The organism is Arthrobacter sp. PGP41, assembly GCF_002953935.1.
Lineage (GTDB): Bacteria > Actinomycetota > Actinomycetes > Actinomycetales > Micrococcaceae > Arthrobacter.
Genome location: NZ_CP026514.1, coordinates 3,806,549 through 3,830,645 on the forward strand (window position 1 = coordinate 3,806,549; position 24,097 = coordinate 3,830,645).

The 24,097-nt window shown below is 63.8% G+C and carries 21 protein-coding genes and 2 pseudogenes; 11 read left to right on the forward strand and 12 right to left on the reverse strand.

Features of this window, described 5'->3' with window-relative positions; genetic code table 11:
• Window positions 1–40 precede the first annotated feature (40 nt).
• Window positions 41–1,402: an ABC transporter substrate-binding protein gene (locus C3B78_RS17415; RefSeq protein WP_158677286.1), complete on the reverse strand. Its 1,362-nt coding sequence runs from the start codon at window positions 1,400–1,402 to the stop codon at window positions 41–43.
• Window positions 1,403–1,754: 352 nt separating this feature from the next.
• Between C3B78_RS17415 and C3B78_RS17420 the strand changes: the two genes are divergently transcribed.
• The 4 genes and pseudogenes from C3B78_RS17420 (at window position 1,755) to C3B78_RS17435 (ending at window position 4,281) form a co-directional block, all read left to right on the forward strand.
• Entirely contained in the window at window positions 1,755–2,837 is a 1,083-nt protein-coding gene (locus C3B78_RS17420) for a LacI family DNA-binding transcriptional regulator (RefSeq protein ID WP_104999179.1), read from the forward strand.
• 62 nt (window positions 2,838–2,899) lie between these two features.
• A pseudogene (locus C3B78_RS20315) lies at window positions 2,900–3,125 on the forward strand (MFS transporter); the annotation flags it as partial.
• 466 nt (window positions 3,126–3,591) lie between these two features.
• Complete coding sequence (locus C3B78_RS19900) at window positions 3,592–3,891, forward strand: NINE protein (protein WP_199775279.1); 300 nt, start codon at window positions 3,592–3,594, stop codon at window positions 3,889–3,891.
• A gap of 18 nt (window positions 3,892–3,909) precedes the next feature.
• Window positions 3,910–4,281 (forward strand): PH domain-containing protein, encoded by a 372-nt coding sequence (locus C3B78_RS17435; RefSeq protein WP_104999181.1) that lies wholly within the window; start codon window positions 3,910–3,912, stop codon window positions 4,279–4,281.
• 43 nt (window positions 4,282–4,324) lie between these two features.
• Here the strand turns inward: C3B78_RS17435 and C3B78_RS17440 are convergent, their stop codons facing one another.
• From C3B78_RS17440 to C3B78_RS17465, 6 genes are all read right to left on the reverse strand, one after another.
• A complete protein-coding gene (locus C3B78_RS17440) occupies window positions 4,325–5,683 on the reverse strand; it encodes a NosD domain-containing protein (RefSeq protein ID WP_104999182.1) in 1,359 nt (452 codons plus the stop codon).
• Window positions 5,684–5,707: 24 nt separating this feature from the next.
• Window positions 5,708–7,291 (reverse strand): glycoside hydrolase family 32 protein, encoded by a 1,584-nt coding sequence (locus tag C3B78_RS17445; RefSeq protein WP_104999183.1) that lies wholly within the window; start codon window positions 7,289–7,291, stop codon window positions 5,708–5,710.
• A gap of 39 nt (window positions 7,292–7,330) precedes the next feature.
• Complete coding sequence (locus tag C3B78_RS17450; protein WP_104999184.1) at window positions 7,331–8,383, reverse strand: LacI family DNA-binding transcriptional regulator; 1,053 nt, start codon at window positions 8,381–8,383, stop codon at window positions 7,331–7,333.
• Between the two features lie 69 nt (window positions 8,384–8,452).
• Window positions 8,453–9,403 carry a carbohydrate ABC transporter permease gene (locus C3B78_RS17455; RefSeq protein ID WP_104999185.1) on the reverse strand — a complete coding sequence of 317 codons (951 nt, stop codon included), beginning with the start codon at window positions 9,401–9,403 and terminating at the stop codon, window positions 8,453–8,455.
• Window positions 9,403–10,290: a carbohydrate ABC transporter permease gene (locus tag C3B78_RS17460; protein ID WP_104999186.1), complete on the reverse strand. Its 888-nt coding sequence runs from the start codon at window positions 10,288–10,290 to the stop codon at window positions 9,403–9,405. The genes C3B78_RS17455 and C3B78_RS17460 overlap by 1 nt, the downstream gene beginning before the upstream one ends.
• 80 nt (window positions 10,291–10,370) lie before the next feature.
• Entirely contained in the window at window positions 10,371–11,651 is a 1,281-nt protein-coding gene (locus C3B78_RS17465; protein ID WP_104999187.1) for an ABC transporter substrate-binding protein, read from the reverse strand.
• Window positions 11,652–12,051: 400 nt separating this feature from the next.
• On the opposite strand from C3B78_RS17465, the gene C3B78_RS17470 reads away from it, so the two are divergent.
• A complete protein-coding gene (locus C3B78_RS17470) occupies window positions 12,052–12,375 on the forward strand; it encodes an antibiotic biosynthesis monooxygenase family protein (protein ID WP_104999188.1) in 324 nt (107 codons plus the stop codon).
• A gap of 164 nt (window positions 12,376–12,539) precedes the next feature.
• Window positions 12,540–14,834 (forward strand): catalase/peroxidase HPI, encoded by a 2,295-nt coding sequence (katG, locus tag C3B78_RS17475; protein ID WP_104999189.1) that lies wholly within the window; start codon window positions 12,540–12,542, stop codon window positions 14,832–14,834.
• Window positions 14,835–14,906: 72 nt separating this feature from the next.
• Here katG and C3B78_RS17480 read toward each other — a convergent pair whose 3' ends face one another.
• Genes C3B78_RS17480 through hisD form a run of 3 tightly spaced genes read right to left on the reverse strand, consistent with a single transcriptional unit; the run spans window position 14,907 to window position 18,020 of the window.
• A complete protein-coding gene (locus tag C3B78_RS17480) occupies window positions 14,907–15,872 on the reverse strand; it encodes a 3-hydroxyacyl-CoA dehydrogenase family protein (protein ID WP_104999190.1) in 966 nt (321 codons plus the stop codon).
• Between the two features lie 45 nt (window positions 15,873–15,917).
• Entirely contained in the window at window positions 15,918–16,664 is a 747-nt protein-coding gene (locus C3B78_RS17485) for an SDR family NAD(P)-dependent oxidoreductase (RefSeq protein ID WP_104999191.1), read from the reverse strand.
• Window positions 16,665–16,673: 9 nt separating this feature from the next.
• Complete coding sequence (hisD, locus tag C3B78_RS17490; protein WP_234005451.1) at window positions 16,674–18,020, reverse strand: histidinol dehydrogenase; 1,347 nt, start codon at window positions 18,018–18,020, stop codon at window positions 16,674–16,676.
• A gap of 205 nt (window positions 18,021–18,225) precedes the next feature.
• Here hisD and C3B78_RS17495 point away from each other — a divergent pair, with 205 nt between their 5' ends.
• The 3 genes from C3B78_RS17495 to C3B78_RS17505 all read left to right on the forward strand — a co-directional run bounded on the left by C3B78_RS17495 (window position 18,226) and on the right by C3B78_RS17505 (window position 22,043).
• A complete protein-coding gene (locus C3B78_RS17495) occupies window positions 18,226–19,578 on the forward strand; it encodes an MFS transporter (protein WP_199775280.1) in 1,353 nt (450 codons plus the stop codon).
• A 145-nt stretch (window positions 19,579–19,723) separates the two neighbouring features.
• Window positions 19,724–20,713 carry a LacI family DNA-binding transcriptional regulator gene (locus C3B78_RS17500; RefSeq protein WP_104999193.1) on the forward strand — a complete coding sequence of 330 codons (990 nt, stop codon included), beginning with the start codon at window positions 19,724–19,726 and terminating at the stop codon, window positions 20,711–20,713.
• 154 nt (window positions 20,714–20,867) lie between these two features.
• On the forward strand, window positions 20,868–22,043 hold the full coding sequence (locus tag C3B78_RS17505; protein WP_104999194.1) for a serine hydrolase domain-containing protein: 1,176 nt from the start codon (window positions 20,868–20,870) through the stop codon (window positions 22,041–22,043).
• 88 nt (window positions 22,044–22,131) lie between these two features.
• Here the strand turns inward: C3B78_RS17505 and C3B78_RS17510 are convergent, their stop codons facing one another.
• On the reverse strand, window positions 22,132–22,791 hold the full coding sequence (locus C3B78_RS17510; protein ID WP_104999195.1) for a helix-turn-helix transcriptional regulator: 660 nt from the start codon (window positions 22,789–22,791) through the stop codon (window positions 22,132–22,134).
• A gap of 88 nt (window positions 22,792–22,879) precedes the next feature.
• On the opposite strand from C3B78_RS17510, the gene C3B78_RS17515 reads away from it, so the two are divergent.
• Window positions 22,880–23,296 (forward strand): hypothetical protein, encoded by a 417-nt coding sequence (locus C3B78_RS17515; RefSeq protein WP_104999196.1) that lies wholly within the window; start codon window positions 22,880–22,882, stop codon window positions 23,294–23,296.
• An 80-nt stretch (window positions 23,297–23,376) separates the two neighbouring features.
• A pseudogene (locus tag C3B78_RS20170) lies at window positions 23,377–23,601 on the forward strand (GNAT family N-acetyltransferase); the annotation flags it as partial.
• A gap of 37 nt (window positions 23,602–23,638) precedes the next feature.
• Here C3B78_RS20170 and C3B78_RS20175 read toward each other — a convergent pair.
• Window positions 23,639–24,091, reverse strand: a complete 453-nt coding sequence (locus tag C3B78_RS20175; protein WP_234005639.1) for a hypothetical protein — start codon at window positions 24,089–24,091, stop codon at window positions 23,639–23,641.
• Window positions 24,092–24,097: the final 6 nt, after the last annotated feature.

A 24,097-nucleotide genomic window follows, 5' to 3' on the forward strand; every position in this document is an offset into this window, starting at 1 on the left:
TGTGCGGGCGGGGTGTTCCCCCGCCCGCACAGGGTCAAACTCACTTCAGGGTGAATCCCTGTTCAGTGGCATAGGTCTCGAGCGACTTCTGGAGCTGGTCCGCCGCCTCGGATGCCGAGACGTTGCCTGCGATCGCCTCCGAAAGCAGGCGCTGCGACTCGTCGTAGTAGTACTGCGAGAACGGCGAGAACGTCACACCTTCGTACTCGATGGCGGCTTTGCCGAAGACGTCCTTGTTGAGCTTCTGGCCGCCGTAAAACTCGTACGGACGTTCCTGGAAGTACTCGGACTCAATCATCTCCGGGTAGGCCAGGAACAGCCCGCCCACTTCGACTCCGAGCTTCTTGTTCTCCTCGGTTGCATAGAGCTCAGCAGCCGCCTTTGTGGCCAGTGCCGCGTCGTCGGCCTGGGTGGTGACAGCCAACGTGCTGCCACCCCAGTTCACCTGCTTGGGTTTAGCTGAGTCCCACTGAGGGATTGGAGCGGCGCGCCACACAGCGTCCGGGTCCCCGTCCTGGAAGGCGGAAATGTGGATGCTGTACCACGCGGGGTAGATGGCAGTAGCGTACCGGCCGCCACCAAGTCCGGTGCTGAACTCGGGCGTCCACGCCTGGTCAGTACCCACGAGACCCTTGTCGACCAAGCCGAGCCAGTACTCGTAGACCTTCTTGGTTGCGTCGTCGTTGTGGTTGATGCTGATTTCGGTCGGAGTCCCGTTGTCGAACTCGAAGGGCACGGCACCGGCCTGGTCGAGGAATGCATAGTGCTGGCCCGAGCCGTTGGGGGCGAAGTTGCCAATAAGGGTCTCGCCTCCTGTCGCCTTATTCAGTTGCTCGGCTGCGGCTGCATATTCGTCCCATGTGGTCGGAACCTTAATGCCGTGCTTGTCGAAGATGTCCTGCCTGTACCACATTCCGACCGGTCCCAGGTCGACCGGAACCGCGTAGACGCCGTCGCCGCTCGAAACGTCGCGCCATGCCCCTTCAGTGAACTTGTCTTTGTACTTATCGATGCCGTGCTCGGCCATGTTGACCAGGCCGCCCTGGATAAGGAAACTGTTCAGCCAGTCGTATTCAACCTGGACGATGTCGGGCGCACCCGACTTGGACTGGAGCGATGTGGACAGCTTGGTATAGGCATCCGCACCCTGGCCGGCGTTTGTCCAGCAAATCTGTACGTCTTTGTGGCTCTCGTTGAAGTTGTCCACCGTTTGTGCGGTGTCTTCGAACCAGCCCCAGTACGTCACCACCGGGACGTCCTTGACCTTGATCTCGTTGCTGCAGTTCGTTTTGCTCGCTCCGGCTCCACCGCCGCCGCCACCATTGTTACCGGTGCAGCCAATCAGAGTTACAGCGAGTGCCGTGGTCATCCCCGCTGCAAGCAGGGCTTTTCTCTTAATCATTGTGTTGCTGGTCCTTTCGCGGTGCAAAGACACCGTCGTCGGCGGCATGTGAGCCGCAGTTGCTGCGAGAGAGATGATCTACTTCTGAGGCGTTACATCCTCCTGGTCCACTTGGAAAGGTGCGCAGGCGGCTGGACCACCCGTCCTGTAGCTGCGATTGAAGTTTTCGAAAATTTTTGCGAAACACGTTCACTAAATACTGGTTGTTAGCGCTAACCATGTCAAGGCTTTTGATGAAAACTAGTCGAAACCAAGAAAGACTTCGCCGCCACGATGGTGTCCCGCCACCTGTTACGGTTTCATCAGGAGTTTTCGAAAAATGAGGACCAGGACGAGAACAAGGACTCGACGCATGTCATCCGAAGGATCGCGAAAGAGGCGCGCACCAAATGGTCGGCCGACGATTACCGAGATCGCTGCAAAAATTGGCGTCTCCGCCCCCTCCATTTCCAAGGTGCTCAACGGACGCTCGGACGTCGCTCCGGCGACCAGAGCGAAGATTGAGAAGGCGCTTCAGGAACACAACTATCAGCGCCACGTGAGCCAGACCGGAACACCTTCCGCGCCCCTTGTGGACCTGGTGTTCCATGAGCTCGACTCAGCATGGTCCATCGAGATCATCCGCGGCGTGGAGAACGCCGCCCGGCGGAACGGGCTAGGAGTGGTGCTGTCCGACCTCGGCGGGCGGCGTAGCCCTCATTCAGACTGGATGGAAGAAGTCCTTGCCCGGCGCCCGCTCGGCGTGATACTGGTTCTTTCAACACTTACACCCGAACAGCGGCGCCAACTCGACACTCGAGGCATCCGTTATGTTGTGCTCGATACAAATGGTGAGCCCCCCAGCGATGTTCCAGCTGTCGGATCCAATAACTGGTACGGCGGCCTCTCGGCCACGCGACATCTACTGTCACTGGGTCACCGCCGAATCGCAATCATTTCCGGACCAGAAGACGTGCTGTGCTCGCGTGCCCGGGTTGACGGCTACCGGGCGGCCCATGCGGAAGCAGGCGTGCCACTGCTTGAGGACGCCATCCGGTGGAGCGACTTCTCGGTGGCCGGCGGATTTGAGCACGGCGCCGCCCTCCTCGCCCGCGCCGAAAGGCCTACGGCCATCTTCGCCGGCTCCGACATGCAGGCGCTCGGGGTGCTGCGGGCCGCCCGCGACAAGAACATCGAGGTCCCGTGCGACCTGTCCGTTGTCGGATACGACGATCTCCCCCTCGCCGCGTGGGTCGCCCCGTCCCTGACTACCATCAACCAGCCGCTCGGCGAGATGGCAGAAGTTGCTGTCCGAATGGTTCTCGACATAGCGCGCGGCACCGACCCGCACCCGCGCAGCATCGAACTGGCCACGGAACTCGTTGCCCGCGAGAGCAGTGGCCCCGCACCCCAAGAAACCCTAGGCCGCCGGTCTGTCAGCGCCGCCCCGCGTTGACGTAACCGGTGTCACGGCCATTTCTTCGACGAAACGATTCGAGAGAAAGGGCTTTCCCCGCCGGGTTCGCCGTCGCCGGCGAAATGGGCGGAGCCAGCGCGATGATCGTGGAGCACTCCCCCGATGCGAGGCGCGGCTTCTTCGCAAGCTTCAGCCTGCAGGCACACAGGTGGGTTCCATCCTTGCCACGGCCGCTGCTTCCCCTCGCAGCCATCCTCGCCGCCGACCAGCTCAAGTCCTGGGCGCTGGCGCATCCCGTTCCTGCTCGGCGCCCTCGTGATCGTGGCACCCAAAGCCGAGCGGCCGGCGGGACTTTCCCGCCGTCGGCCTCTTTCGTTAAGCACCGGCAACCACGGGGCGGGCCTCTCCCCGCGCAAAAGTCGACCGTTCTCGAACGGCGGATGCGGCACTCGACAGGTGAACGTCCCTTGGTGTCTTCAGCAGGAAACACTGCGGTTTACAGAGAATTTTGCCCTTTAGTCCGTCACACTTATGAAGGCTATGGATTCTGGGGGATGCCGTCGTTGACTGCCGCCGCCCGGTCACCTGGGGCCGCATCATCATTCTCCGGAAGGCATCAACCATGACCCAGCAACACCCCGACGCGAACTCGGCCTCACAGGAAAATTACGGCCCGCCTGTGCCCCCTCCTTACAACGGCGCCCAAGCTCCAACCCCGCCGCCCTTCCCCGGCCCGCAGTACTCTGCGCAGCCGCCCATGCCGCAGCCGCCCCAGTACTCTGGCCAGCCGCCCATGCCCCAGCCACCGCAGTACTCTGCGCAGCCGCCCATGCCCCAGCCGGGTTACGGTTACCCGCAGTCCAAGTCCAAGATTGCGGCAGGCTTGTTGGGCATATTCCTGGGTGGCCTCGGTATCCACCGCTTTTACCTTGGATATACAAAGATCGGCATCATCCAGCTCGTGCTCGCGATCGTCTTGAGTGTGCTGGGCTTGGGATTCCTCGCCTTGTGGGGCCTTATTGAGGGCATCATGATCCTCGCGGGCGCCGTCTACTTCCAGCGGGACGCCCACGGCGTTCCGCTCCGCAACTAGGCCGAAGGAGACTGCACTTTGACTGAGATCATTCACGACAAGTATGAACAGCTCGAGCAAATCAGGGCCGGGCTCCTGCAGGGAGAAATCGTTTACGCCGTTTACGACTGCATCGGGGTCGGTACCGGCTTCGTGGGCATCACCAACATGCGCGTAATCCTCCAGGACAAGAGCTTCGTCGGAAACAAACTTGCCGTCGTGTCCGTGCCCTACAAGAACATCCGCTCCGTTTCCATGCTGTCCAACAAGTCGATGATGGGCAGGTTCGCGTCAACCTCCAGCATCGGAATCGACACCGGTGGCAGCATCAAGGAAGCGGACTTCCGCGGCGATGACAAAGCCAAGCACGCACATGACTTGATTCTCTGGAACATGCTGAACACGAAATAGCAGTCAGCACGTAGAAGGGCGATCGGATGCTCCGGCCGCCCTTCTACGGCGAGGGAACTGCCTGGTTACCGGCAGTAGGTGTGGCCCTCACAGCATTAGCAACCCTGTCTGCGATGACCTGGGCGTCACTTCCGGAATCAAGGATGGTGTTCCGGGCTGATGCGGGATCGACCATCACGGCCGTCACGGCGAGGCCGTCCGACGCCCCGGTTGCCAGCAGCGCGTCCACCTGCGCCGAGAAGCAGGAGTCGCTTGACTTGGCATGGACGTCCATCGCCACCACGTGGTTGTTGGAGACGAAGTTGCCCGCCCCCGCCTGCAGCCTTATGATGACGGGCGTGGCGCCTGCCGGCTGGATGCCCTGTGAGTCGATGACCTCGGAGAAGTGGTTGCCGATCACGGAGTTGTTGTTGCCGCTGACGCAGAGAAGTCCCGTGAGGTCGTCCAGTCCGTTGTCCACCCCCAGGAAGGGCGTCCAGGGCTCATGGTCCCGCAGGAAGTGGTTCGTGGCCACGAGGTTTTCCGAGCTGTTCCCCGCGAGGACCACCATCCCGGGGTAGAAGGAATGCAGCCGGTTGTTGGTGACGCTCGAACGCGTGACGCCGTCGAAATGGACACTGCTTGCACCGCGTGGGAAGACGTTGTTCCCGGTGACCAGGAGCCCGCCGTGGTTCTGGGCATAGATGGAGTGGCCCTTGAAGCCTGCTCCGATCAGGTTGTCGGTAATCTTTGACGCCTGCCCCCACCCGCGCAGCCCGATGCAGCTTCCGCATTCAGCGATGAAGTTGCCGTGGATGGACAGCGCGTCCGCGTTGTGGATGGTGAGCGCGTTCTCGAGGTAGATGAAGCCCATGCCGGTGACGCGGAAGGAGTCATTGGCGCTCGCCACATAAATGCCGGTCTTGCCGTTGACGTAGGTGTTCTCCGCAGGCAGCCCCGAGCCGTCCGGGGTGAAGTGCAGCCCGTCGATGCAGAAGTTGGAGAACTCCACCGAGCTGATCCGCGGGCTCCCGCTCCGCTCAATGTAGAAAGCGGCGCCCTTGGATTCTTCCCCGTCGCCGGCGGGCGGAAGGTCAACGATAATCCGGCTCCCGCCGGGCCACAGCTCATGCAGGTCCGGCCATTCGTCCTCGGGAACGTTGAACCGGATGCTCGACGACGTAAACCCGTGTCCCGAGCCCTCGATTCGAAGGAAGCTGACGTCGATCACCACCTGCGTGCGAAGGTGGTAGTCCCCCGGCGGAATGTAGATAGCCGCGCCTGGCTTTCCGCCATTGTCCACATCCGTGGCGGCCTGCCGGTCCTTGATGTCAGCGATGATGCTGTTGATGACCTCGCCGACGTCCTTGGAAGGATTGCCTACGGGCCAGGTGGTCACGTCGTAGTAGTTGTTGCTTGGCATGGGTTCTTCCCTGTCGAGTTGCGGTTAGGCGAGTGTTGAGACGGCGAGCTTCAGCATTGCTGCCGGGCCCCCCTCGGCCGACAGCCAGTTCTCCTGGTGTCCGGCTTCCGGAAAGATAAGGTCAGTCAGGACCGCCTTCCCGCCTTGGGCGAATACCTCCACCGAACAATGGTCGACGACGATCTGCAGCTTGAGCACGCCGTCCTCCAGGTCAACGGGTGCTGACTCGATCGAAGCGAATTTCGCGTGGAAGGAGGTGTCGCCTGATTGCCGGCGGTCCAGGATGAGCCGTGCGCTGGTGGTGTCGTAGCTGAGAATGGCGCCCTTGCTCCCGTCACTGCTTCCGAAGAGCCGGAAAACAAGGCGCTCGGCGCTTCCGGGCCGTATCTGCGCCTCGATGACCTGGGCGCTGCCCGGTACCGCATCCGGCAACCGGAGGGGTGGATTTCCCAGTTCAAAGGGCCCCGCGTTCAGCTGGTCCCTGGCAACAGGAAGTTCCTTTCCAGCAGGGTGGCCGGCGAGGACCGGCTGCTGGGTCAGGCGCGCAGAGCCGTTGACTGCTGTGAGGCGCACTTCCCGGGCGAGGGTCATCGAGGACCGCCAGGGGGCGGTGGGCAGATCATTGGCGTAGTCCCAGTTGCTCATCCAGCCGATGATGATGCGCCGTCCATCCGGGACGTTGCTGAACGACACGGAGGCATAGCAGTCGCGCCCCCAGTCCAGCCACAGGCATTGCTGCAGGGCTGCAGCGGACGCGGCGGAGTCACCCAGGGCGCCGATCCCGGCCGGCGCCGCGACGGAAGTGGCGTCCGGGAGGAACCGGACGCCGTCGAAATGCCCTATGAAGTACTGGCCGCCGGATCCTCCCGCCACCGCACCGGGGTTGATGTTCACGATCAGTATCCATTTGATGTTGTCCGGGTCCCCGTCCACCGGCAGGGGAAAGAGATCGGGGCATTCCCATTCGCCCTGGTCGGCATTCATCGGGCCGAAGTCGCTGAGGAAGTCCCAGGTCTTGAGGTCGTCCGACCGGTAGAAGACCACCTTCTGGTGCTGCGCTTCGACGGCCACCATGACCCAGCAGCTGTCATGCCCGTCCTGGTAACGGAAGACTTTGGGGTCCCGAAAGTGCGCTGAGTTCCGCGCGAGGACAGGGTTGCCTCCGTATTTCCTCCAGGTCATGCCGGCGTCGGTGCTGTAGGCCAGGGACTGCGCCTGCGTGCCCCTGTGTTCGGACGCGGCCTTGTAGGCGCTGGTGTAAACGGCTACCAGGGCGGGTGCATCCGCCGTGCCGAAACCGGACGTGTTGCCGTGGTCCACTACGACGCTTCCCGAAAAGATGTCCTCTGCCTCATCGCAGGCGATGGCAACGGGGTGTTCGGTCCAGTGCAGCAAATCGCGGGACGTGGCGTGGCCCCAGGACATGTTGCCCCACACGTTGCCGTAGGGGTTGTTCTGGAAGAAGAGGTGGTAGAGGCCGTCATGGAAAACCAGGCCGTTGGGATCGTTCAGCCAGGTATCCCGTGCCGTGAAGTGGATGGCAGGCCGGAACCTGGAGGTTTCCGTCGTGACTGTTTCAGGGTGTGCGGCATCAAGGAAGGTCGACATGTTCGTGCGGTCCTTTTGGAAAGTGGAAGGGGCTGGCTGCTACGGCCGGGGAGCCGCGATGGAGTCACGGCGCACCAGGGGGCAGCCCAGGATGGTCGGGTGAAGTGCCATGAGGGTGAGGTCGGTCTTCCCCTCCACGGCGTCAATCAGGTGTTCGGTGGCCCAGGCACCCATCTCGTAGTGGGGCAGGGCCACGGTGGTAAGTCCCGGGTGGAGGTTGGCGGCGATCAGTTCCTGGTCATCGAAGCCGACGACTGAAAGGTCACCGGGGATGCTGAGTCCCAGCTCCGCGGCAGCGCGGTAGGCTCCCATCGCCATCCGGTCGTTGTAGCAGAACAGTGCCGTAGGCATGTCGGCGCGGTCCCCTCGTGCCAGGATCCGCCGGGCCGCCTCGTAGCCGCCATGCACTTCCGAGACCTCGGACTCGACAGGTGCCGCGTCGCCGTCGAGCCCTGCTTCAGTCAGCATCGCCCGGAAGGCCTGGAGCCGCTGGCGGGTTGCGGGGACGTCATCGGTGTTGTTGATGAAGCCCACCCGGGTGTGGCCCGCTTCGAGGAGCGCGCCCACCGCGGCGCGTGCACCGCCGTCTTCATCCGGGATCACGGCGGTGATGTTTCCGCCGCGGGCCACCGAGTCCACCAGGACGGACGGCACGCTGCCAAGGTTGGCCGGCAGCTCCACGTTGCGGTGGTACATGGTGGCGTAGAGGATGCCGTCCACCCGGCGTTCCAAAAGGGCCTCGACGTCGGCCTGCCGGGATTCGAGGCTCGCCGAGCCGGAGGTGTTGATGATCATGAGCCCGTACCCCCTGGCCTTGGCGGCCTCGTCGGCGCCCAGGATGATCCGGCCGGCGTGGGGCGTCGTCGCGATGTCCTCGCTCACCAGCCCCAGCATGCCGGTCCGTTGCGTGCGCAGGGCCTGGGCCAGGCGGTTGGGTCCGTAGCCCAGTTGCTCGGCGGCCGTCTTCACCTTGTCCCTGGTTTCGGGGCTGATCCGGGCGTAGGAAACATCGTTGAGGACATGGGAGACAGTTGTCACGGACACCCCCGCGGCCACGGCCACATCCTTGATGCCGATGTTCTTGTTGCTCATCTGTTTCCCACGTCCTCATGGTTGGTGATGCCCCTGGGGGTTACCAGTAGGCTACTCGTTGATGGTGGCCTAGCCCTTGACGGCGCCCAGCGTCATGCCCGCCACGATCCTGCGCTGCAGCAGAAGCGTGAGGAGGATGACCGGAATGGAGTACACGGCGGCCAGCGCCGTCATGGATCCCCAGTCCAGGCCGAACTGGGTCTGGAAGTTCGCGATCACCACCGGCGTTGTCTGCGATCGGATGGCGGTCATCAGGAGCGCGAAGAGGAACTCGTTCCAGGAGGCCAGGAAGGCGAAGATCGCGGTGACGGCGATGCCGCCGGAGACCACCGGCATCACCACCCGCCAGAGGGCGCCGAGCCTGCTGCACCCGTCCACTGTGGCCGCTTCCTCCAGGTCTTTCGGCACCGCTTCGAAGAAGCTGGACATCAGCCAGATGGAGAGCGGCAGCGAGATGGTGGTGTGGGCGATGGACAGGGCAATTGGCGTATCCGACAGGCCCATGGCTGCCATCATTGAGGCCAGCGGAATGCCGATCGCCACCGGCGGGACCATGCGCGTCACCAGGGCGGCCATGATGAAGATCCGGCCGCTGAGGGTCTTGTACCGGGTGATGCCATAGGCGGCCGGAACCGCCAGGACCAGCGAAAGCAGGGTGCTGATCACGGCCGTCTGGATGCTGTTGATGAAGGAGGCAAGGACTCCGTTCCGGCCCAGCGCGTTGGCGTAGTTCTCCAGCGTCCACTCCCGGGGCAGGATGGTGGGCGGCACCGCAATGGTGTCGATCGGGGTCTTGAAGGATGTGAACAGCAGGTACAGGAACGGGAATCCGTACAGCACCATGGCGGCGGCGAGCAGGACCCACAGCAGCGTGCGGGTGCTGCGCCGTCCGGCCTCCAACCCTTCCCGGTTGACGCCGCGGCGCCTCCGCGGAGGGACGACGGCGGGCGGTTCGGAAGGTGCCGCGGCCGCCTTGGCCGGGCCCACGCCGTCGTGCTTAATGCGTTCGGCGACGCGCATCAGGTGTCCTTTCCTGGCCGCCAGATGGTGGCCACCGCGAAGAACGCGACGGCGAGCATCGCCAGCAGGTAGATGGTGCCCATGGCGCTGGCCAGCCCGGGATCGCCGAAGCGGATCATGGTGCGGTAGATCAGCAGGCTCATGGTTTCCGAAGCGGACTGGGGCCCGCCGTTGGTTTGGATGAGGATGGTGTCGAAGGCCCGGGCCGCGTCAATGCCGCGGACCACCAGGGCGACGGCGATGACCGGCCTCAGCAAGGGCAGGATGATGCGGAACAGCATGGCCGGTGCGCGGGCACCGTCCAGGCGTGCCGCTTCGATCAGGTCCCCGGGGATATTCTGCAGCCCGGCGAACAGCACCAGGCACATGAACGAGGTGGTGAGCCAGATGTCCGGGATGGCCACCGAGTAGAGCACGATGCCCGGATCGGACAGCCAGCCGATTTGGTTGGGGTTTTGCAGGATGCCTGCCTGGTGCAGGAGCGTTCCGATGAGGCCGAAGTTGTCGATCATCAGGAACTTCCAGAGCAGGCCTGCCACAATTGGGGCGATCATGAGCGGGTACATGAACACCGTCCGCCAGATCTGGGAACTGCGGCCCAGCATGGTGAACACCAGGGCCATGCCCAGGCCCAGGGCGAACTCAAGCGTGACCACCACCAGGGTGTAGGCCAGGGTCCGCCAGCCCGCGCCCGTGAAAGCCTCGGAGGCGAAGGCTCGGAAGTAGTTGTCCAGGCCCACGAAGTCGCGGGGGCCGCCGGCAATTGGAGAGATCTTGAAGAAGCTGTCCGCCACCAGGCGGAACAGCGGGAAGGCCACGAATACTGCGAGGAACAGCGCCGCTGGCGCCATCAGGAACATTGCGAAGCGGCGATCGGAGATGCGCACGGTTTTCTCTTCCGCTGGTTGGGGCCGCGGCCGGCACCGTACTTGCTGTGCCTCTTCGGCAGATGCCGGCCGCGGGGGTTTTACTTGAGGAGGTCCTCGATCTGCTTCTTGGCGTCGGCGAGGAGGGTGGTGGAATCACCGCCGGCCACGGCCTTCTGCAGCATGGGGACAAGGACAGTCTCGACGATCTGCTGCCACTTCTCGGTTGCCGGGCGGGTGGCCGTGGCCTCGCCGTTGAGGGTTTCGATCAGCGGTCCGAAGCTCTCGTAGCCTTCCTTGTCCTGGTACTTCTCGAAGGCGGAGATGCGCGAGGCCAGGCCGAGGCTGGATTCGATGCCCATGCTGTTGTGGTCGTAGGCGCACTTGATAAACTTCTTGGCCGCATCAGCGTTCTTGGTGGCCTTCGGGACAGTGAGGTACCACGGGCCGGGGACGCCACCGATGCCGGCTGATCCGGCGATCATGGGAGCGGCTCCCACCTTGCCTGCCACCGGGGAGTCCTTGGGAATCTGGCGGTAGGCGTGGGCCCAGAAACGGGTCATGGCGGTTTTGCCCTGGTTGAACAGGTTCTGCGCCGCTGCCCAGTCCACCTGTGCTGCGCCGGAGGGGGCGGACTTGGCGAGGCCAACGTAGAAGTCCAGTGCTTCCTTGTGCGCGGCGTTGTCGATGACCACCTTGTTGTTTTCGTCCAGGATCATCGGCCCGCCGGCCTGCAGGACGTGGGCCAGCCATTCGGTTTCGACGCCGCCCTTGACGTCGGTGCCGTACATGCCGTTCTTGGTGAAGAACTCGGAGATGTCCTGGTACTGCTTCCAGGTGGTGGGGGCGGTGAGTTCATAGCCGTACTTGGCCTGGAAGTCGGCCTTGTTCTTGGCGTCCTCGAACAGGTCTTTGCGGTAGAGGATGATCTCCGCGTTGGTCCAGGCGGGCAGGCCGATGAAGTGCCCGTCCACGTTGGCTTCCTTGACGAGGGAGGGGAAGATGTCCTTCTTGGCCTCGTCGGTAAAGATCTCGTCGATGGGCTGGACTGCGTCCTTGAAGCTCGGAAGCCAGACGGAGTCCAGCGCCGCCACGTCGAAGGAGACGTTGCCGGAGGAGAATTCGCTGGAGAGCCGGTTGAACATGCCGTCATAGGGCAGTTCGACGAAGTTGACGTCCACGCCGGCATCTTTCTTGCACTGTTCGGCAACGCCGGACAGTTCGGCGTGGCCGCCGGCTTCGACGAGGACGTTGACGGTGTTGGTGCCGGCGCTTCCCGACGTTGCGGACGGGCCCCCTGCGCCGCAGGCCGAGGCGGCCAATGCAGCGGCGGTGCAGATGCCGCCGATGGCGAGCCTGCTGATGAATTTACGAGTGGACATCGCTGTCGACTCACTTTCTCTCGAACGGAAATGGCGAGACAGTACTTGGGGTGAAAAATCGTTTTGCTAAAACGACTTGGCATCAAGGTATTGGCATCGCCGCGAAAGTGTCAAGCATCACTTTTGAGCCATGGCCGCTTATTGACGGTCCGCAATAGGAACCCCTAGGGTGAATTGCACCTACGTGACAAATCGTTTTGTCATTGGCAGATCCCACTCATTCATCCAAAGGAGTTTCCGGCGCCATCAATCTCGGCAATGACGCAGGTTCCGCTCACGCACATGTCCTGCTGATCGAACTGGGCGCAGCACATTAGCCGAAAACCGGCCCCACCCCAGAGGCCCGGCTGTCCCGCACGTGGAATTAACTCCGGCTCGTGAAGTTTGCAAGACTTGCCGGGTGATTACTGAACACGCCCTGCTGCCTGTTGTTCCCGGCCAGGAAGAGGCATTCGAGGTGGCGTTCGCCCGCGCCCGGCCCATCATCGCCTCCATGCCCGGGTTCCTTTCCTTGTCCCTCTCGCGGTCGGTCGAGTCCCCCAGCACGTACCTTCTGCTCGTGGAGTGGGACACGCTGGAGGACCACACCGTTGGTTTCCGGGGATCCCCTGACTACCAGCGGTGGCGCGCCCTCCTGCACCGGTTCTATGAGCCGTTTCCCGTGGTTGAGCACTACAGCGTGGTCAGTTCGGTCCCCTGCCAGGGCCGCTCCCCGGCCGTGTGACCCGATCTCGGTTGTATGGGTTGCTGCCAACCGGGCAAGGCGCATTCCTGCTGCAGGGAGCAGGCCTTTGCCTCTCCTCTTACGGCTGTCCCCGTGGTCAAATGGGAAGGTTGAACCGGCCGCCCGAGTCCGCTCCACGGCCTCGGCCACATGGAAGGAAACAGATGACCGATCGTCCGGAACACCCCCCGATTCCCACTCCCGGAAGCGCCCAAGGCCTGGACCAAAAGGTCGAAGGCGGCTGCCCGGTGGACCATGGCAGCGTGACCTCGCACGGCAGCGAGAGCGAAAACCCGGCGATCGACTCGCCGCAGCCCAAGGGTCACCGGCCGCGCACGGTCGCTGACTGGTGGCCCAACCAGCTGGACCTCTCCGTCCTCCACTCCCACCATCCCAAGGGCAACCCGCTCGGCCCGGACTTCAGCTACCGGGAAGAGTTCCAGAAGCTCGACGTCGAGGCCCTCAAGCAGGACATTACCCAGGTCCTCACCACGTCCCAGGACTGGTGGCCCGCTGACTTCGGCCACTACGGCGGCCTGATGATCCGGTTGAGCTGGCACGCCGCCGGCACCTACCGTGTCCACGACGGCCGCGGCGGCGCGGGCGATGGCAGCCAGCGGTTCGCGCCACTCAACAGCTGGCCGGACAACGCCAACCTGGACAAGGCCCGGCGCCTCCTGTGGCCCGTCAAGCAAAAGTACGGCCGGAAGCTTTCCTGGGCGGACCTGCTGGTCCTCGCCGGCAACGTGGCCCTCGAGTCCATGGGCTTCAAGACTTTCGGCTTCGCCTTCGGCCGTGAAGACGTGTGGGAGCCCGAGGAGATTTTCTGGGGCCCGGAGGACACGTGGCTCGGCGACGAACGCTACATCGGCGAAGGCCAGATGGCGGAGGACGTCGGCTCCACGGAGATGGGCCTGATCTACGTCAACCCGGAGGGGCCCATGGGCAACCCGGATCCCAAACTCGCGGCAGCATTCATCCGCGAGACCTTCAAACGGATGGCGATGAACGACGAGGAGACGTTCGCGCTGATCGCGGGCGGCCACACGTTCGGCAAAACCCACGGAGCCGGTGACGCCGACGCGCACGTCGGGCCCGAACCGGAGGGCGCCAACCTTGAGGCGCAGGGGCTGGGCTGGCTCAGCACCTATGGCAGCGGCAAGGGCGGCGACACGATCACCTCCGGCCTCGAGGTCACCTGGACGGACCGGCCCACCCAGTGGAGCAGCCGTTTCCTCGAGATCCTCTTTGAGTACGAGTGGGAGCTGGTCAAGAGCCCCGCCGGCGCCCACCAGTGGGTGGCCAATGATGCCCCGGAGATCATCCCCGACGCCCACGATCCCGGGAAAAAGCACCGGCCCACCATGCTGACCACGGACCTGTCGCTGCGCTTTGACCCCGTCTATGAGGAAATCGGGCGCCGCTTCCTGGAGAACCCGGACGAATTCCAGCTCGCGTTCGCCAAGGCCTGGTACAAGCTGCTGCACCGCGACATGGGCCCGGTCGGCCCGCACATGCTGGGCCCCTGGGTCCCGGAAGCCCAGCTCTGGCAGGACCCCGTTCCCGCCGTCGACCACGAGCTGATCGGCCAGGAGGACATCGCCTCCCTGAAGGCCCGGCTCCTGGACTCGGGCTTGTCCGTCTCGCAGCTGGCCACCACGGCCTGGGCCGCGGCCTCCACCTTCCGCAAGACGGACAAGCGCGGTGGCGCCAACGGGGCCCGGATCCGCCTGGAGCCCCAGCGCGGCTGGGAGGTCAACGAACCTGAGCAGCTTTCGACGGCGGTGCAGGCCATTGAGCGCGTGCAGCAGCAGTTCAATTCCGCCCAGTCCAACGGCAAGAAGGTTTCGCTGGCCGACCTGATCGTCCTCGGCGGCTGCGCGGCGGTGGAGAAGGCGGCAAATGACGCCGGTTTCGGCGTCACCGTGCCGTTCCGGCCCGGACGCACCGATGCCGCCCAGGAACAGACCGACGTCGAGTCCTTCCAGTACCTGCAGCCGCGGGCTGACGGGTTCCGCAACTACGTGCGCCCCGGCGAGAAGCTCCAGCCGGAGACGCTCCTGCTGGACAATGCGTACCTGCTGGATCTTTCAGCGCCGGAAATGACGGCGCTGGTCGGCGGTATGCGTGCCCTGGGCACCAACGTGGGCGGTTCCGCCCACGGCGTCCTGACGGACAGTCCCGGGGTACTGACGAACGATTTCTTCGTCAACCTGCTCTCCCCCGGCACCAAGTGGAAGGCCTCGGAGACGGAGGAGAACGTCTATGAGATCACCGACGTCGCCACCGGCGAGCTGAAGTGGACCGCCACACCGGTGGACCTGGTGTTCGGCTCCAACTCCCAGCTCAGGGCGATGGCCGAGGTTTACGCGAGCGACGACGCCAGGGAGAAGTTCGTCGACGACTTCGTGGCGGCGTGGGTGAAGGTCATGGAGCTGGACCGCTTCGACCTGAAGTAACGGCTGTGTAGTGACGTGTCAGGTCCGGCTGCAGTTGCAGCCGGGCCTGACGATCCGCCGCAGCGTATTCGCCTACAGCCCTGGCGCCTGGCCAAGCTCCGCACGCAGCTGCGAAAGCCGGGCATAGGCGTTGTCCCGGTAGGCGAGGAGGGCAGCCTGGTTGGCAGGGTCGATGTCGAGGAAACCGCGCCCGCTCTTTAGACCGATGTTTCCTTCATTGACCGTGGTGACGAGGGCCTCCGGGACGGTGAACCGCTCGCCGTAGGCCTTTTCAAGGGTGCGATACGCAGATTCATACACGTCCAGCCCTGCCATGTCGCCGATGGCGAAGGGGCCGAACAAGGCCAGGCGGAATCCGAACGTGCTGCTCACTACCGCGTCGATTTGTTCCGGCGTTGCGACGCCTTCCTCAACGATCCGGGCTGCTTCCTTGTACAGGGCGAATTGAAGCCTGTTCGCCACGAACCCCGGCGTGTCCGCCACCCGGGCCGGCGTCTTGCCCAGGCTGCGGATGAGCTCCTCGGAGCGGTCGAGGACGGCCGGGTCAGTCTCTTCCCCGGGGATAAGTTCGACGCCGGGGATGAACGGGGCCGGATTCATCCAATGGACGCCCAGGAACCGCTCCGGGCCGGTCAGTGACGCGGCCAGTTCACTGATGGGGATGGCCGAGGTGTTCGTTCCGATGATCGCGTGGGGCGGCGCGGCGGCCGAGACCCTGCGGAGGATCGCGGCTTTCAGGTCGGGCTTTTCCGGGACTGCTTCGGCGATGTAGTCCGCAGCCGCAACTGCCTCCTCGATGCTCGCGGCCGCGAGGAGGTTCCCCTCAATTGTCTTTGAGGCCCCCTCAGGCAGGAGGCCGCGGGCCTCAAAGTCCCGGGCCTGCTGCACAAGCCGGACTCGGGCGCGTTCCGCTGTTTCGCCGTCGACATCACCCAGCATGACTTTGTAGCCGTGCATTGCCAGCACCTGGGCTATCCCGCCGCCCATGTAACCGGACCCGACGACGGCGGTGGTTGAGATGGTGTCTTTGATGGTCATGAAAGTGCTCCTCAAGGATGGTGGCGGAACTCAGAATCGCGGCGGTCAGCGGATGGTGTAGCCGCCGTCGATGGCCAGGGTGTGCCCGGTGATCAGCGAAGCGGCGTCGCTCAGCAGAAACGCCACTGCTCCGGCGATGTCCTCCGGCTCCCCGAAGCGGCCGATGGGGATCCGGGACAACAGCTCGGCGGCCCAGTCGGGGCGGCTGAGGGTTGATGCGGTCAGTTCCGTGCGCACGAAGGTGGGTGCGACGGCGTTGACGCGGATTCCGGCCTGGGCCCATTCCAGGGCCAGGATCTTGGTGAGGTGGATCAGGCCGGCCTTGCTTGTGCCGTAGGCGGCGCGTTCCTCGATTCCTACGATTCCCGCCTGCGAGGCCACGTTGACGATTGCCCCGCGCGTTCCGTTTTCAATCCAGTGCCGTGCCAGTGCCGTGGTCAGGAAAAAGCTGCCCTTGAGATTGGTGTCAAAGACGGTGTCCCAGTCTTCCGTCGTCAGTTCGAGCGCCGGTTTGGGTACGTTGACGCCGGCATTGTTAACGAGCAGGTCGATGCCGCCGCTTTCCTGCACCAGGTCGTCGGCGAATTGGCGTATTTGGGTGGATTCCGTGATGTCAACGGGAAAGGCCGGCGTCCCGTAGCGTTCACTGATGAGGCGTGCGCTTTCGGCGTCACGGCTGGTTCCGTAGACAGTCGCGCCGGACTCGGCAAGGCCATCGGCGATGGCCTTGCCGAGTCCGCGGGCTGCTCCGGTGACCAATGCTTTCTTGCCGTCTAGGCGGAAGTCGGGCACCGGCTTTTCCTAGTTGTCGAAGTTGTGGTCCGACCAGGGCAGGGTGGTGCCGCGGTACTTCGCCGCACGGACATCGCCGGACCGTGCATGCCCTTCGAATCGTTCCACGCGGGAGGCGCGTCCGCAGAGTTCGCCGAAGAAGGCGCTTGATTCGGTGTTGGTGACTTCCTGGTAGGTGACGGTCCGCAGGTATTTGCCCACCCAAAGGCCGCCCGTGTAGCGTGCGGCGCCGCGGGTTGGCAGCACATGGTTGGTGCCGATGACCTTGTCCCCGTAGGAGACGCAGGTTCCTTCGCCCAGGAACAGCGCACCATAGTCGTGCATCTTTTCCAGTGCTTCGCGGGGGTTCTCGGTGAGGATCTGCACGTGCTCGTAGGCGTACTCGTCCGCCAGGACGTAGGCGTCGTCGAGGGTTTCAACAACGTGGACCGCACCCCAGTCGCGCCACGCCGCACCTGCGTAGTCCCGGGTCGGCATGTCCACGAGGATCGTATCGATGTGCTCGATGACCTTCCGGCCCAGCTCTTCGCTGGTGGTGATCAGGACTGCGGGTGAATCAGGACCGTGTTCAGCCTGGGAGAGAAGGTCGACGGCGACGATGAACGGATCTGCGTGCTCGTCGGCAACAATCAGGACTTCGGTGGGCCCGGCGAAGAGGTCGATGCCGACTTCACCGAAGAGCTGGCGCTTGGCTTCCGCGACGAAGGCGTTGCCGGGTCCGGCCAGCATGTTGACCGGCTTGATGGTTTCAGTGCCGATGGCCAGCGCCGCTACGGCCTGGATGCCGCCGAGGAGGTAGATCTCGTCGGCGCCGGCCAGGTACATGGCGGCGACCGTGGCGTCGGGGACCTCCCCCTGGATCAGCGGGGTGCAGGCGGCCACGCGTTCGACGCCGGCAACCTTGGCAGTAACGATGGTCATGTGCGCGCTGGCCAGAAGCGGGTACTTTCCGCCGGGAATGTAGGCGCCGGCAGCCTGGACGGGAACGTTCTTCTGGCCGAGGAATACACCCGGAAGGGTTTCAATCTCGAAATCGCTCAGTGACTCAAGCTGTTTCTGCGCCATGACCCGGACCTGCTCCTGGACAAACTTGATGTCCTCAATGGTCTGCTCGGGAACGCGGGCGAGGATCTCCTCCAACTGCTCCTTGGTGAGCAGGAATGACTCGGGGGCGTATTTATCGAACTTCTCGGAATACTCCCGCACTGCCGCGTCGCCGCGTTCACGGATGTCCGCGATGACGCCTTCCACGGTGGCGCGCACCTCCGGCGTGCTGCCCCGGTTCACGCTGTTCCGGGCCGGCTCCTTCAACATCACGGAATTCACGGCCGAGCTGGTTGCTGTTGTAACGGTCATGAGCAATACCTTCCATCTTCATCGATGGGCGACCTATGGAGCGCCCCGGACCAGGCCAGCGGGCCTGCTTGTGGATCGAGTGTATACGTATACATTTTGCCCTGCAAGACGTTGATTCTCACAAATGTTTACGTATACACTCCTTGTCACGAGGTAGCTGATGTGGCTGCCGTCACTGTCCGGTCGAAGACAAAGGAGTCTCATAGTGAGCACCCCCACGACAACCGCAGCGCCACCCGCCATTGATCCGAAGATGCGCCGCAAGGCACTGGTTTCATCAGTCCTCGGCAGTTGTATCGAGTGGTACGACTTTTACGTTTACGGCGTCGCGGCTGCCATCATCCTGAACAGCCAGTTCTTCCCGAACGCGAGCCCCTTTGTGGGCATCCTGCTCTCCTTCAGCACCTACGCCATCGGCTTCGCAGCCCGCCCCATCGGCGGCTTCGTCTTCGCCCACTACGGCGACCGCCTGGGCCGGAAAAAGATGCTCATGATGACGCTTGGCCTCATGGGCGGCGGCACCTTCCTCATCGGCTGCCTGCCCAACTTCGCCACCATCGGCATCGCGGCACCGATCCTTCTGGTGCTGCTGCGCATTGTCCAAGGCATCGGCGTCGGAGGCGAATGGGGCGGAGCGGCGCTCATGGCCACCGAGTTCGCCCCGGCGAAGCGTCGAGGCTTCTTTGGCTCCTGGCCGCAGATCGGCGTGCCGGCAGGGACCCTGCTGGCCAACGGAGCCTTCTACGTGATGGGCTACCTGATCTCACCGGAGGCCTTTGCGTCCTGGGGATGGCGCATCCCGTTCCTCGTATCAATCCTGTTGGTGGTGCTTTCCTTCTACATCCGCAGCAAGGTGGACGAATCCCCCGCCTTCGAGGAAATCAAGCGCAAGGGTGAAATCGAGAAGATGCCGGTGGTCAAGGTCATCAAGACCCGGCCCGTGACCATCCTCAAGGTCATCATGATGCGATTTGCCGAAAACGCGAACTACTACATCTACACCACCTTCCTGCTCGCCTACGGTCCTGCTGTACTGCTGGAAAAGAACACCATCCTGCTGGCAACCATGATCATGGCCGGCCTGGGCGTCTTTTCCATCCCGTTCTGGGGCTGGGTGTCAGACCGCTGGGGCCGCCGCTACACGGTCATCGCCGGCGCCGCAACGATGCTCGTGATGGCATTCCCCTTCTTCTGGGCAGTCCAGACCGGTGACTTCTTCATGGTCCTGCTCGTCCTGATCCTGACCTGCAACGTGGGACGCGACCTCTGCTACTCCGTGGAACCGGCCTACTTCACCGAGCTCTTCGAACCCAAGCTCCGCTACTCCGGTGCATCAGTCGGCCCGCAGGTGGCTGCCGTCTTCGCCGGAGGGTTCGCTCCCCTGATTGCCACGGCACTCATCGGCCCCGAGTTCGACCGCTACTGGCTGGTCGCCCTCTACATGGTGGTCACGTCGATCATCACTATCGTTGGCGCCCTCTGGTCACCTGAAACCGCGCCCCAGGTGCGGCTCCGGAAGGGGCTCAGCGCAGAGCACGATCCCACAACAACCCGCTAGCCCAACCGGTTCCGCCGGCACCCTCCGGCAGACGGCATAGAGCCGGATGCCGGAGGGTGGCGGCAGCCGTGATTGGCTAGTCTGAAAGCCGGCACAACACTGGTACCCGCACAAGGGCCGCCAAGAAGGAAAGGGGACGCAGCCGATGGTGACGAGCCGCGACGTCGCAGAACTGGCCGGGGTCTCGCAGGCGACCGTATCCCGGGTCATGTCCTCGTCCCCGAAGCTGTCGGCTGCGACCAAAGCCCGGGTGCAGGCAGCCATGGAAACCCTGGGCTACGTTCCCCATGCCGGGGCCCAGGCCATGAAAACCAGGCGCACCAATGCGATCGGTGTCGTTGTTGCAGACCTGAACAACCCCTTCTACTCGGAGGCTCTCGACGAACTCACCCGCGAGCTCGATACTTCCGGTTTCAGGGTGGTCATCTGGAACGCCGGCGGCGGCAGCCACCAGGATGCACTGAAGGCCATCAGGGAACATGCTGTGGACGGCGTCATCTTCACAACCGCCACTGAAGACTCCATCGAACTGCAGGCAGCCATTGAAAAAAACAGCCCCATCGTCCTGATCAACCGGGTGGTGGAAGGGCTTGACTGCGACCAGGTCACGAGCAGCAATGCCGACGGCGGCGCAGCAGTCGCCGACTATCTTCTGACCCACGACAAAACGCGCGTGGCCTTCATCAGCGGCCCCGAGGACGCAAGCACCACCCGTGACCGCGGCCGGGGCTTCCTGAGCAGGATGGCTGACCAGGGACACCCGGTGCCCGAACACCTCCGCTTCAACGGGCAGTTTTCCCACGACATCGCGGCGCAAATCATGAACAGGCTGCTCTCACGGTCAGACCGTCCACAGGCCGTATTCTGCGCCAACGACCTCATGGCTTTCGGTGCCCTGGACGCCCTCCACGCCCAGCAGATTACGCCGGAAAGCTGCTGGGTCATCGGATACGACGACGTGGACATGGCAGCCTGGGATTCCTTCAGCCTCACCACCGTCCGCCAGCCAAGCCGTGAAATGGCCCGCATAGGAGCCCGAATGCTGGTGGAACGGATCATCACCCCCGGCCAGCCAACTCGCCAGGTTATTTTCCCGTGCGAGCTGATAGTCCGCGGAAGCGCTCGACAGCGCTGACCCGTCGACCTAAAGTCCCCACCCTCGGCCTCGACCGCGCGGGGCACGGTACCTAGACTTAAAGCGCTGGGACTTCTGCGCCGGGGAGCCCTTGACCGGGGGCGGCGCGGTTGCGGTCCGTCTCTCCACCTTTGGCATCTCACCAGGCGGCGTCATGCGAGCGTCCTCGAGGTCGTTTCTCGGTGCACTGTCCGCCGTGGTGCTCACGCTTGCGGCATGCACCTACTCAGAACCGGATCCCGCCCCTGCCTCCTTTGGCACCGCTCCCCCGCCCACCAGGTCCATTGACAACACCATGCGCGCCTTTGCGGACCAGGGCTCCGTGGCCGTGGTGGCGGAAGTCCGCTGGCCGGGAGGGACTTGGTCCCGTGCCTACGGTGTCCGGAACCTGGAGTCCAAAGTGGCCGCGACGCCGGCGGACCAGGTTTTCGTCGCAAGTATCACCAAGTCCATGACCGCCGTCTCCGTCATGAAGCTGGTGGAAGACGGCCTGATCGGCCTGGACGATCCCGTCAACGGAATACTGGACAGCTTCACCACGGTCCTGAAACCGCCTGGCCCCATCACTGTCCGCCAACTGCTGGGCCACACCTCGGGCATGCGCTCCTTTGAAGAGGTCACCGAGAGAACGGCCGACGACGTCCGGCGGGTTATCGAGGAGGACATCAGTCCCCAGCGGGGACTTGAGCTGACAGGGCAGCTGCCGTGGGACGCCCGGGACGTAGGCTTTTTCCGCTATTCCAACTCAAACTACCTGGCGCTTGGGCAGCTCGTGGAGAAGCTGCGGGGGCGGCCGTTCGCGGAGGTGCTGCGCCAGGACGTCATTGACCGGCTGAAACTGGAGCGGACCACCCTTGACCCGGCGGCCGCGGCCGGCCCCGACGTGATCCGCGGCTACATCACCTACCGCGGCGAACGCCTGGACGTGACGGAAGCGCCCGGAGCACTGGGCTCACCTGCCTCCGGAGCCATATCCACGATGTCCGATATCAATGACTTCTACGGCGCCCTGTTCCGCGGAGAGCTCCTGGCCAAGGAATCCGTGCAGGAGATGACCCGCGCCGAGGCCATCCCGCTGTACGGCCTGGGGCTGCGGAGGTGGAGCCAGGACTGCGACGGCACCCACCGGTTCGGCGGAACGGGCGGGTACTGGACCTACCGCACGGCCTCCGTTGCCAGCACCGACGGCAAGTACCAGGCCACCATGACCCTGGTCCCGCCGCCGATGCCCACTGCCCTCGAAGATCCCAAAACTGACGACAAGTTGAACCTCTGGGATGACCAGATGGTGTCCGCCCTGCAGGAGACCCTCGACCGGCTCTGTCCTTAGAGCGGCTGCTGCCGTTGCACCCCGGCGGCACCCAAGGAACGCCTGCGGCACGGACCGGCCTCCCGCCGTCGAACGTTCTCCAGGCTCCTCATGGAGTGATCCTGGCGCAGCACTGCCCTGGGCTGTTGTTGGCCGCCACCCGTTGTTCCGGCTCCCCGCTGCCGGCGGCCGCGCCGCTGAGGAAGGCCCCGTTCATGGCACAGACGACACTTGGGTGCCCCTCCGAGAGGCGGTGGAAGGGGCAGTTGGGCAGCGTGAACCCGCCGCTGCCGTCGGGATTGGGACGGTAGCCGAAAGCGACGAGGAAGTCCTCCAGGCCCTGGCTGTCCGCGGCCAGCGCCTTCCCCCTGGCATAGGCGGTGGCAAGGAGAACGTCCCGCACCGGCTGGTTGCTTGCCGCAGCCTCGTCGATAGCGGCTGCCATCAGCTCTCCGGCGAGGTCGTAGTTCCTGTCCGGCACCGAAACGCCCACTTCGCGGGCAGCGGCCCGGTACACCTTCGAGGGGCGCCCGGACCCCGGACCGGACTTTCCCGCCGGCTTGTGGAACTCCACGGCAAGCAGCCCGTCGGCCACGAGCCTGTCCAGGTGGAATGACACGGTACTTCGGGGAAGATCCGCGGCTTCAGCAGCCTCGTCCCGGCTCATCGCCGCAGGAGCAGCGAGCACCAGCTCGTACAACTGCCGCCGCTTTTCGTCCCCGAGGGAGGACAGCGCCACCACTCTGCGTGCCCACGAAAGCCTGGTCATGCCCGCACCTCTTTCTAAAAAGATTCCCCTTGTTTAAATCTACGGCACTTTCTAAAATCAAGATACCTACTTTTAGAAGGAGACCATCATGACAACAAGAGCAGCCCACACGCCGGCGCAGGCCCAAGGCCGCCATTCGGAACACCAGGCCTTCCTGTTGCTCCGCACCGTCTTCACGGTTGCACCTATCGTTTTTGGGCTGGACAAGTTCACCAACCTGCTGGTCGACTGGACGATCTACCTCGCCCCCGTGGCCACGTCCATCGTCCCCCTGCCCGCCCAGACCATCATGTATATGGTGGGCGTCATCGAGGTGATCGCCGGCATTGCCGTGGCTGTGCGGCCCCGGTTCGGTTCACTGCTCGTGGCCGCCTGGCTTCTCGGCATCATCGTCAACCTCCTGGTCCTCGGCGGCTTTTACGATGTGGCGTTGCGGGACTTCGGGCTCCTCGTCGGCGCCCTGGCCCTGAACCGGCTCTCCCCGGGGACAGGCATCTTCAGGTGAGCTGAAATGGACTGGCGGGGTGGGCGCTGGGCCCACTGGTGCATGCCCGGCGTCCTGCCTGCCCTTTCGAATACGACCTTGTGGGATCGTTGAGAACGACCACGTTCCCTGGCTCACTGGCCATCAGGCACGAGCTGAACGACTTCCTCTTCAACGAGGGCGGGCACATTGGCTACAGCGTCAGGCCCTCCGCGCGGCGCCGCGGCCATGCAGCAAGGGCGCTGGCCGACGCCCTGCCGCGAGCCCGGGAACCTGGAATCCAGCGGGTCCTCCTCAGCTGCGATGAGGACAACGCAGGCTCAAGGGCCGTAGCAAGCACTCAAGAGTCGAGCAAACCCGGGTTCAGAGGAATTGCCGCCAGCTGCCCCGGGACTGAACGTCCTCCCGCGCCGCTTCAACAAACTCTTCCACCTTCGTACGGCAGCGCTCTCCCTGCTCATTCAGATCCTTGCGGCTCCCCAGCTTCTTCAGGGCGGTGATATCCGTCAGCGACTGCTGGGCGAGATTGGCAATGTTCTCGTTGCTGGTCAGAAGGCGCACGCCGTAGTAAGCCGACCAAGCCGCGCCGCGGGCGCGATGAACATCGTCATCCTCAGTCCTCGCGTCCACGCCGTGGCCCTCAAACCACTCATCCATTACAGCCCGTCGGTACTCCATTACGGCTTCCGCGAAAGTCTTGTAGGCATCAATTCGGGCCTGATGGATGCGCGTCTCGAAAGCGTTCTTCCGGTTGAAGGCGTATGTCAGAATGGCGCCGAGCAGAGCACCAAGAAGGCCGATAATCGCAGTACCCACCGACCC